Origin of the sequence: Sulfurivirga sp., assembly GCF_015490265.1 — a bacterium.
In the GTDB taxonomy this organism is placed as follows: Bacteria; Pseudomonadota; Gammaproteobacteria; order Thiomicrospirales; family Thiomicrospiraceae; genus Sulfurivirga.
Genome location: NZ_WFYD01000023.1, coordinates 1 through 3,550, shown reverse-complemented (window position 1 = coordinate 3,550; position 3,550 = coordinate 1). Strand labels below are relative to the sequence as shown.

The window sequence follows — 3,550 nt, the reverse complement described above, 5'->3', positions numbered from 1 at the left end:
CTTCGAGACGCTGTTCGGCGGCGGTTTTCGTCAGGGCGGCCGTCGCAGTGGTGGCTTTCGCGCCCGTGGGCAGGATCAGATCGTCAAGATTCTCATTCCGCTGGAGGACGCGGTCAATGGTGCCGAGCGCACCCTGACCCTGCAGGTGCCTGATGCGGACGCCTACGGTCAGGTGAGCCACCGCAACAAGACCATCAAAGTGAAGATTCCCGCCGGCATCAAGCCGGGTCAGCGCATCCGTCTGGCTGGGCAGGGCGGTCCGGGTATCGGCGGCGGGCCCAACGGCGACCTCTATCTGGAGGTGGAGCTGCAGAAGCACCCGCTCTATCGGGTGGAGGGCGACGATGTCTATCTGGATCTGCCCATCACACCGTGGGAGGCGGCGCTGGGCGCCAGGGTGGAGGTGCCTACGCTCAAGGGCAAGGTGGCGCTCAAGATTCCGCCCGGTGCCCAGTCCGGCAAGAAGCTGCGCCTGAAGGGGCGCGGACTGGGCAAGGTGCCGGGGGATCAGTATGTGGTGCTGCAGATCCACACCCCGCCGGCCGAGACGGAAGAGGCCAAAGACTTCTACAAGGAGATGGCCACCAAATTCGGCAATTTCAATCCACGGGCGCATTTCCCGTCCTGATGGATCCACAACCCGCTGCGGCGGGTTTCTTTTTGAGAGGAGCTTGAAGCATGGCGAATGGTCAACAGCCGAGAGAGGCGCTCGGCTTCAAGGAACTGGTGGCCATGGGGGTGGGCGGCATGATCGGTGGCGGCATCTTCTCGGTGCTGGGGCTGTCCATGAGCGAGGCGGGCCATGCGGCACCGCTGGCCTTTCTGCTGGGTGGCATGGTGGCGCTGCTGACCGGTCTGTCCTACGCCCGGCTGGGGCTGCACTACCGTTCCGCCGGCGGCAGTTTCACCTATATCGAAAAGGCGTTCGCCAGTCACAGGTTGGCGGCGCTGACCGGCTGGCTGCTGCTGGTTGGCTATGTGGGCACCATGGCGCTCTACAGCTACACCTTCGGTGCCTACGGGTCCGCTCTGCTGGGCGGTGGGCAGGAGAATCCGCTCATGCGCCACCTGCTGGAAAGCGTGGTGTTGCTGAGTTTTCTCGGTATCAATCTGTGGGGGGTGAAGGCCAGCGGCCACACGGAAGACCTGATCGTCTTCATCAAGGTGGTCATTCTGGCGCTGTTTGCCATCATCGGTCTCTACACGCTGGATGTGAGTCGGCTGGAGCCGCTGTTCAATCAGGGCTGGGTCGGCGTGGTGCTGGGGGCGGCGCTCATTTTCGTGGCCTATGAGGGGTTCGAGCTGATTCCCAACGCCATCAACGACATGGAGGACCCGGAGCGGGATCTGGGGCGCAGCATCATGGTGGCCATTCTCATTACGGCCACGGTCTATGTGCTGGTATCGCTGGTAGCGGTGGGCAATCTGACACCGGAACAGATCCACAAATATGGTGAATATGCGCTGGCGGTGGCGGCACAGCCCTTTCTCGGGCAGGCGGGCTTCGTGCTCATCGGTGTTGCCGCGCTGTTTTCCACCGCCAGCGCCATCAACGCGACCCTGTTCGGCACGGCGCGGCTGAGCCATGTGATGGCGCGACAGAAGGATCTGCCGCAGGCTTTCTCTCTCAAATCCCGTCGCAACGTGCCCTGGGCGGCGCTGTTGATCATCACGCTGGTGACGCTGGCGTTCGTCAATCTGGCCAATCTGGATGTGATTGCCGCATTTGCCAGCTCTACCTTCCTGCTGCTGTTTGCCGCCGTCAACGGTGCGGCACTCAGACTGCACCGAAAGATCGGTCTGCTGTGGCTGTGGCCGTTGCTGGGGCTGATCGCTGCACTGGCGGCCTGGGTTGCGCTGATGGATTATCTCTACCGTCACAATCCGGACACGCTCAAGTGGGTGCTCGTTTTCTACGGCGCGGTCAGCGTTGTAGAATGGCTCTTCAGTGCACGAGGATGGCTTCACAGGAGGAAATCGGCGTGAAACGCAGAGAACTGATCGGCGCGCTGGCAGGTGCGGCGGCGGCCACCACCCTCAGCGCCTGCGGCAAGAGTGAGGAAGGCGCCAAGGCGGTGCCCGCCGTGGCGGTGAGTAAGACCATCGAGTGGAAGATGGTGACCACATGGCCCAAGAACTTCCCCGGACTGGGCACCGGCGCGAACCGGCTGGCGGAGCTGATCGGCGAGCTCTCCGGCGGACGGCTGAAAGTGAAGGTCTATGGCGCCGGTGAGCTGGTGGGCGCCTTCGAGGTGTTCGATGCCGTCTCCCGTGGCACCGCCGAGATGGGACATGGCGGTGCCTACTACTGGAAGGGTAAGATTCCCGCGGCACCGTTCTTCTCCGCCGTGCCGTTCGGTTTCACGCCCGATGAGATCAACGCCTGGTTCTATCAGGCCGATGGCGTCAAACTGTGGCAGGAGGCCTATCGCCCCTTCGGCCTGATTCCCTTTCCGGCCGGCAACACCGGCCCCCAGATGGGCGGCTGGTTCAACAGGGAAATCCATTCCATCGAGGACATCAAGGGCCTGAAGATGCGCATTCCCGGCTTCGGTGGTGAGGTGCTCAAGCGAGCCGGGGGCATCCCGGTGACCCTGCCGGGCGGTGAGCTGTTCCAGGCCATGCAGTCCGGCGCCATCGACGCCACCGAATGGGTCGGTCCCTACAATGATCTGGCTTTCGGCTTCTACAAGGTGGCCAAGTACTACTACACACCCGGCTGGCATGAGCCGGGTTCGGCGCTGGAGGCCATTGTCAACGCCAAGGCGTTCGAGGCGCTGCCGAAGGATCTTCAGGCCATCGTGGAGCACGCCTGCCGGGTGGTCAATCTGGAGATGCTGGCCGAATATACCGCCCGCAACGAGCAGGCGTTGCAGACGCTGGTGGAGAAACACCATGTGCAGCTGCGCACCTTCCCGGATGATGTGCTGCGCCGCTTCCGTGCGCTCACGGCCGAGGTGATCGCCGATGTCACCACGCGCGATCCCATGGCCGCCAAGGTATGGGCCTCCCAGAAGGCCTTTCTGGAACAGGTATCCAAGTGGACACGGCTGGGTGAGCAGAACTTCCTGCGAGCCCGTGGACTGGATACATAATCGGCTACTGATATGAGCCGCCTTTATGGTGGATTGATATTTTTGATTTCTGTTCCGTGTTCTGCGCTCCCTATAATCGAAAGTGACCTGATCAACAGGTGAATCAGAGGAGCGCAGAAATGAAAAAATGGCTGGCAGGCAGTGCATTGGCGCTACTGCTCACTGCCGCAGGCGGTGCCCAGGCGGGTTGCTGCGGCTGGGGCAATGATGACCCCTATGACGACAACGACTGGCCGGAATGGACCCCCATGTACTGGATGGAGGAGTTCTTTGACGATGATGACGATTACCCGCCGCCTTATGGCTACGGGTATCCACCTCCACCGCCGGCCTATGGCTATGGATACCCGCCACCCCCTCCGGGGTACGGCTACCCGCCCCCCTCACCGGCAGGCAGCTATGGGCCACCGCCGGGCATGGCGCCACCTCCGGCCCCTGGCGGCTATCCTCCCCCT

At 62.6% G+C, this 3,550-nt stretch carries 4 protein-coding genes; all 4 read left to right on the top strand.

Annotated features, from left to right (window positions below; translation table 11 throughout):
* Window positions 1–628, top strand: a 628-nt coding sequence (locus F8K16_RS01740; protein ID WP_294946066.1) for a J domain-containing protein, incomplete at its 5' end; no start/stop codon positions are given.
* A 50-nt stretch (window positions 629–678) separates the two neighbouring features.
* Window positions 679–1,986 (top strand): APC family permease, encoded by a 1,308-nt coding sequence (locus F8K16_RS01735; protein ID WP_294946064.1) that lies wholly within the window; start codon window positions 679–681, stop codon window positions 1,984–1,986.
* Window positions 1,983–3,095: a TRAP transporter substrate-binding protein gene (locus F8K16_RS01730; RefSeq protein ID WP_294946061.1), complete on the top strand. Its 1,113-nt coding sequence runs from the start codon at window positions 1,983–1,985 to the stop codon at window positions 3,093–3,095. Before F8K16_RS01735 ends, F8K16_RS01730 begins: the two co-directional genes overlap by 4 nt.
* A 119-nt stretch (window positions 3,096–3,214) precedes the next feature.
* On the top strand, window positions 3,215–3,550 hold a 336-nt coding region (locus F8K16_RS01725), incomplete at its 3' end, for a hypothetical protein (RefSeq protein WP_294946059.1).

Excerpts from the sequence above, each read along its gene's own strand:
- F8K16_RS01735 (WP_294946064.1), top strand. The coding sequence starts at position 679 with ATGGCGAATGGTCAACAGCCGAGAGAGGCGCTCGGCTTCAAGGAACTG.